This is a genomic window from Pseudoalteromonas sp. TB64, assembly GCF_000498095.1.
Classification (GTDB): domain Bacteria; phylum Pseudomonadota; class Gammaproteobacteria; order Enterobacterales; family Alteromonadaceae; genus Pseudoalteromonas.
The window spans coordinates 20659-27236 of sequence record NZ_AUTQ01000158.1 but is presented as its reverse complement, the minus strand read 5'-3'; the positions used below and the strand labels follow the sequence as shown (position 1 = coordinate 27236).

The following is a 6578-nucleotide window of genomic DNA, read 5'->3' as shown; positions in this document are numbered from 1 at the left end:
GGGTATTATTTCGTTTGCAGGTTACGATGGCAGCGTTTACTTAATGGGGTGGACAGGTGGTTATGTACTATTAGCCATGTGTTTAGCGCCTTACTTACGTAAATTCGGCAAGTTTACTGTGCCAGACTTTATTGGCGACCGTTACTATTCACGCACTGCGCGTTTAGTGGCAATTGTATGTGCCATATTCATTTGTTTTACTTACATTGCAGGGCAAATGCGTGGTGTAGGCGTCGTATTTTCACGCTTTTTAGAAGTAGAAATTGAAACTGGTGTTTACATTGGTATGGTGATTGTATTCTTTTATGCGGTACTTGGCGGCATGAAAGGCATTACCTACACACAAGTAGCGCAGTATTGTGTACTTGTATTTGCCTACCTTGTACCAGCCATTTTTATCTCGATGATGATGACGGGTCATTTCTTCCCACAAACCGGTTTTGGTGCCACATTAATTGGCAGCGATGGCGTGTACGTACTTGATAAACTAGACGGCTTAAGCGCTGAACTTGGTTTTGCGCAATATACCGAAGGCTCTAAGAGCATGATTGACGTGTTCGCTATTACTGGCGCGTTAATGGTAGGTACTGCTGGTTTACCACATGTAATTGTTCGCTTTTTTACTGTACCTCGCGTAAAAGACACGCGTATTTCTGCAGCATGGACACTTGTGTTCATCGCGATTGTTTATACTACAGCACCTGCGGTTGCAGCCTTTGCTCGAGTAAACATGGTTGATACTATTAATGGTAAAGACGGTAGCGGTACAGCTTACGCAGAAGCACCTGGATGGATTAAAAACTGGGAACGCACAGGTTTAATTACATTTGATGATAAAAACGGCGATGGCAAAATGTTCTACACGGCGGGTAAAATCACCGATCCGAACAGTGCTAACGAAGTAAACGTAGACCGCGACATTATGGTATTAGCAAATCCAGAGATTGCTAACTTACCAGCATGGGTAATTGCACTTGTAGCTGCTGGTGGTATTGCCGCTGCACTTTCTACAACAGCAGGTTTACTACTGGTTATTTCGACCTCCGTTTCGCACGATTTACTCAAGCGAACCCTTAAGCCCGATATTACCGACAAGCAAGAGTTACTTGCAGCGAGGTTGGCAGCCATGGTCGCTATTGTTATCTCCGCGTACTTTGGTATTAACCCGCCTGGATTTGTGGCATCGGTAGTGGCATTTGCATTCGGCTTGGCGGCAGCGAGTTTCTTCCCAGCAATTATTATGGGTATATTCTCTAAAACAATGAACCGCGAAGGCGCCATTGCAGGCATGGTAACGGGTATTGGCTTTACCGCTGCGTATATCATTTTCTTCAAGTTTGTTAGCCCAGAGCTAAACAGCCCTGAAAACTGGTTTTTAGGTATTTCGCCTGAAGGTATTGGCTTAATTGGTATGATTATTAACTTTGCAGTAGCTGCAATTGTTCTTAAGTTTACTAAACCTACACCGGTTGAAATTCAAGAAATGGTTGAAAGCATTCGTAACCCTAAAGGGTCGGCAGAAGCGCACGACCACTAGGCTACATTTATAGATATAGTTTAGAAAACATAAAGCACCAAAAGCCCGACTTTAGTCGGGCTTTTTATTTGTTTAATAAATAAGTACATTAGATTGGTACATCACCATTTAAAGAGCGAATACAATGAGTGTAGAACAACAAGAAATAGCCCAATACGTTTGTTTGCAAGCACCTTTTACTATGCTTGATAGCAGCGCATACGAATATTTTGTAAATCATCTTGATATTATTTACCTCACCCGTGAAAACCAAACTCAGTGGTTACAAAGTGAAAACCCTAAACTGTTTTTAATTCGCTCTGGTTTGTATGACCTAGTTGATGGTAAGGGCGATGTTGTTACACGCTTGGCGCAAGGTGATTATTTTGGTTTTCCGTCGCTGTTAACCGGCGAGGCAATTCAAAATAGGTTAGAAGTACAAAAAGAGGGCATTGTGTATATGCTCTCTCAAACGCACTTTGATTTTTTACGCAGAGAATATAAATCGTTTGAGCAATACTTTGTACGCGCTCATGCTAACCGGTTGTTGTCATCGCATTATAAAAGTAAAAACGATAGCTGGTCTGAACGTAAAATATCAGAGCTGATGACCCGCACCGCCATTACGCTTACGCCCGATGCAAGTATTAGGCAAAGTGCTAAAAAAATGAAAGAGCATGGCGTGTCGTCAATTATGATAACGCAGCACGCGCACTTAGTCGGGGTGGTAACAGACCGCGATTTACGTAACCGAGTACTTGCCGACGAGGTAGATCCACAAGATGCAGTAAGCAGTATTATGACCGCCAAACCCAAGTTTATATTTGAAAATAACCGGGTGTTTTCGGCGCTGCACTTAATGCTTAAATATAATATTCATCATTTACCCGTGCTTGACGAAAGTCACAACCCAATAGGGATGATAACCAGCACCGATTTACTGCGCCAACAAAAAAGCGACCCCGTACAGCTTATTGGGCGCATATATAAAGCGCATACGGTTACAGATTTAAAACGCTACGCAAAAGAAATCCCCGAACTTTTGCGTAGTTTTTCGTACAACATTGACGACATATCGCTAATTGGTAAATTACTCAGTGGTTTAACCGATGCGCTTACATCGCGCCTGATTCACTTATTTCAAGAAGAGCATGGCGCAGCGCCAACCAGCTTTAGTTTTATTTGCTTTGGCTCGCAAGCACGCGAAGAACAAACCCTGCATTCAGATCAAGACAACGGCTTGTTACTCCCTAACGACTTAACCACCGAGCAACACGCTTACTTTAAAAGTATGGGGGAGTTTGTATGTGAGAATTTAGTTGAGTGCGGCATTAGGCGTTGCCCAGGTAATATTATGGCAAGCAGTGATGAGTGCCGAATGAGCGTAAACGATTGGAGCGAGCGCTTTTTTAAATGGATAAAAAGCCCCACACCGAATGCAATGCTTAACTGTAAGATATTTTTTGACCTGCGATTTATTGAAGGTTCAAATGCTTTATATACCGCTTTTTGCGAGCAATTAATTCGTATATCGCGTAACGACTTATTCTATGCCGCAATGGCAACCGACATAAGCAGCAACAGCGTGCCAATTGGTTTATTTAATAAATTTAAAACCGAAAAAACAGATCAAAATAATAAATACATAGATTTAAAAAAACGTGGTGTCGTAATTATAAATGACATAGTGCGGTTATACGCTTTAAAAGCGGGTATTAGGCGCGCCAACACACAAGAGCGGTTGGATGCACTACTAAAACATAAACTGATCAGCAAAGAAGATATATACAACCTAAAAGACTGCTGGCGGTTCTTAACGCAGCTTCGTTTGAGTACACAAATAAACGAAGAGGGCTTACCGAGTAATTGCATTAACCCTAATAAATTAAACTCACTAGAGCGCCATCAACTAAAAGAAGCGTTTTACCTTGTTAAACAAGCGCAGCAAGCCGCCGCGTTTAAGTTTGCTCGCGGCAGTTTATAATGATGGATTACTAACATGGTAAAAAAGCTGCTCACTCGGTATTTAAAGCGCCGTAAATTACTAGGTAAAAATGCCTTACAACAACGTTATTTGGTGATTGATTTAGAGCTCACTGGGCTTGATGCAAAGCAGCACGAAATTGTATCGGTAGCGTGGGTGATAATAGATAACCAATGTATAAAAATGAGCGAGTCGCAGCACCTTATAAATAAGGACGTAAAAAGCCTTGAGCAAAGTCCTGTTTTTCACGGTATAAATGATGATGCTATAACAAAAGGACAGAGCTTGTGCAGTATATTAACGCAATTGAGCTGCCATTTTAGCGACTGTATTTTAGTGTTTCATAATGCCATGCTCGATTGGGGTTTTTTAAAAATAGCGCTTAAAAATGCCAATATAACTATACGTCCTAAACTCATAATCGACACACTCCATATTGAACAAAAGCGCTTACTCCATCATTCAACTGAAATAAAACAAGATGATTTAACCCTTAATGCATGCCGTACACGTTATGAGTTACCAAGCTATCATTGTCATCATGCCCTCACTGATGCACAAGCCACTGCCGAGTTACTGCTAGCCCAGTGCCATCAAATAAGCCGTGGCAAAGAGTTAAAAGTAGGCGAGTTGACGTAGGTTGGATAGAGGACAGCAACACCCAGCGATAAAATACCTTATCGGTTAATATCGAGGTTTAATGGTAAGCAGTTTACTTTTATTGTTATTCGTATGATTATAGGTACGGAGTCATTATTTAACTAATTATCATTTCAAGGAACGAATATGAAACTCATCACTACTATTTTTTTAACATTATTCCCACTTATCACTTTTGCTAATTCAAGCTTACCTGCTAATCGCCATATTACAGTGCAAGGCACGGCTGAGATATTAGTTGAGCCTGACATGGCTAACATTTCTTTTGAAGTAATAAGCACTAAAGATACGTTGCTTGAGGCGAAACGTGATGTTGATAACCGAGTTAACTCGCTAATCAAAGGAGCAGATAAATTTGGCATTGAGCAAGGCGATATTTTTATCTCTGGTTTAACAAGTCATGTAAATAATATGATTGGTATAGAAACGGGTACTGTTTCAGGTGAAAGGTACCTAGCGCGAAAAAAAATTAAAGTAACGTTAAAAGATATTAAAAAAACAAATGATTTTATTAATTTTGCACAAAGCGTAAAAATAAATAATGTTATAGAAATTGAAAGCTTATCTTCAGAAGGATCGAAGTTAGAGGCAAAAGCAACACAAGCAGCAATAGATAACGCCAAAGCTAAGGGAAGCATGCTTGCTAAAGCATTTGGCGCTGAACTTGGAGAAGTTTACAGTATTAATTCAACTGCTAATCATCAAAAATACCCTACTAATAACGTTAAGAGTTTAATTTTTTCAGGTTCTGGTGCTAACTAAAATCCATTTGAACCGGTGCGGTATGTGGATGAAACAATAATTTTTACATCATCAATAAGTGTAGTGTTTGATTTAGAAATAAATTAAAAATATACATGGTTAATTTGATTTTATGAATAGGAGTTATGATTATGAAAAATGATATAAACATGCTTTCTGAACATATAATGGATTTAGATAACCTGAAAATTGAATATAATCCAAAGGTTATTGAATCACTTAAAGAAATTAGAGAGTGGAGCATGGAGTATGTCAGTGAACAATTTAATGCTGGCTTATCTTTAGAAGATGCAACAAAAAAACTATCTACAGAGCTTAATAAAAACTACCCAAATTTAACAGACGAAACGATCTATAATATTTTTATATATGTACATTTTTATCTATGTCGTTAGCTATTTTTGATAGTTTAATTTACAGCTAATGGCTACATTAACGTTGTCTTTGCTATTTAAAAAATCAGGCTCTTGGTTCGATAATTATAACTAGCTTATTTATACGCTTTAACCTTAATTTAAAGTTTCTAATCGCCCCCTCTTATAATAATGTTCAAGGTCGATTATAATACCGCCATCAAAAAGGCAAATAGCCTTTATCTGCACGCTAAAAGAGTGGATTTTATATTTCATGGCAATCAAACTTGCAATTAATGGTTTTGGTCGTATTGGTCGAAATATTGTCCGCGCGTTATACGAATCAGGTTTGAGCGACGATATAAAAATTGTTGCGATTAACGAACTTGCTGACCCCGAAGCTATTGCTCATTTATTAAAATACGACACATCCCACGGTCGTTTTTCTTTCCCTGTAAAACTTGGTGAAGACACTATTAGTGTTGCAGGCGATACCATTGCACTTTTTTGTGAAGAAAACCCAATTGAATTACCTTGGCAAACACTCGATGTAGACGTTGTACTTGAATGTACGGGCGTTTATCACTCGCGTGAACATGCGCAGTTACATATTACCGCAGGTGCTAAAAAGGTGTTGTTTTCGCATCCGGCCGATAACGATGTTGATGCCACTATTGTATATGGCATTAACGACGATGAGCTTAAAAACGAGCATACAATTGTGTCTAACGGCTCGTGCACAACTAACTGTGTTGTGCCGGTTATTAAAGTATTAGATGATGCGTTTGGTATTGAGTCGGGCGCTATTACGACTATTCATGCGTCGATGAACGATCAGCAAGTGATTGATGGTTATCATCATGATTTACGCCGTACGCGCGCTGCAAGCCAGTCTATTATTCCGGTTGATACAAAGCTCGCCCGTGGTATAGACCGTATTTTACCTAAGTTTAAAGGTCGTTTTGAGGCAATTGCCGTACGAGTTCCGACTATAAATGTAACGGCAATGGATTTAAGTGTAACGGTTAACACCGATGTAGATTTAAGTGCGGTAAATAATGCACTTAAAGCACAAGCGAAAGACCGCCTTGAAGGTATTTTAAGTTATACCGAAGAGCCATTAGTATCAGTTGATTTTAATCACGATCCGCATTCTTGTATTATTGATGGCACACAAACGCGCGTTAGTCACAAACGATTAATAAAGCTGTTGGTATGGTGTGATAATGAATGGGGTTTTGCTAATCGTATGCTCGACACTGCACGTGCTATGATGGCAACAAAGCTGTAATTTTATTTATTA

The 6578-nt window shown here is 39.4% G+C and carries 6 protein-coding genes; all 6 read left to right on the top strand.

Translation table 11 applies throughout. The annotated features are described in order from the left end of the window. Positions 1–1537 (top strand): sodium:solute symporter family protein (locus L647_RS0113335; RefSeq protein ID WP_024589746.1); only part of this gene is annotated, 1537 nt, incomplete at its 5' end. A gap of 124 nt (positions 1538–1661) precedes the next feature. Beyond that, entirely contained in the window at positions 1662–3500 is a 1839-nt protein-coding gene (locus L647_RS0113330) for a DUF294 nucleotidyltransferase-like domain-containing protein (protein WP_024611535.1), read from the top strand. A gap of 15 nt (positions 3501–3515) precedes the next feature. After that, a complete protein-coding gene (locus L647_RS0113325) occupies positions 3516–4139 on the top strand; it encodes a 3'-5' exonuclease (protein WP_024611534.1) in 624 nt (207 codons plus the stop codon). Between the two features lie 147 nt (positions 4140–4286). Then, positions 4287–4922 (top strand): SIMPL domain-containing protein, encoded by a 636-nt coding sequence (locus L647_RS01000000124215; RefSeq protein WP_343223052.1) that lies wholly within the window; start codon positions 4287–4289, stop codon positions 4920–4922. A 131-nt stretch (positions 4923–5053) separates the two neighbouring features. Then, positions 5054–5317 (top strand): hypothetical protein, encoded by a 264-nt coding sequence (locus L647_RS0113315; RefSeq protein WP_024611533.1) that lies wholly within the window; start codon positions 5054–5056, stop codon positions 5315–5317. A gap of 232 nt (positions 5318–5549) precedes the next feature. Next, positions 5550–6566 (top strand): erythrose-4-phosphate dehydrogenase, encoded by a 1017-nt coding sequence (gene epd / locus L647_RS0113310; RefSeq protein ID WP_024611532.1) that lies wholly within the window; start codon positions 5550–5552, stop codon positions 6564–6566. The last annotated feature ends 12 nt before the right edge of the window (positions 6567–6578 follow it).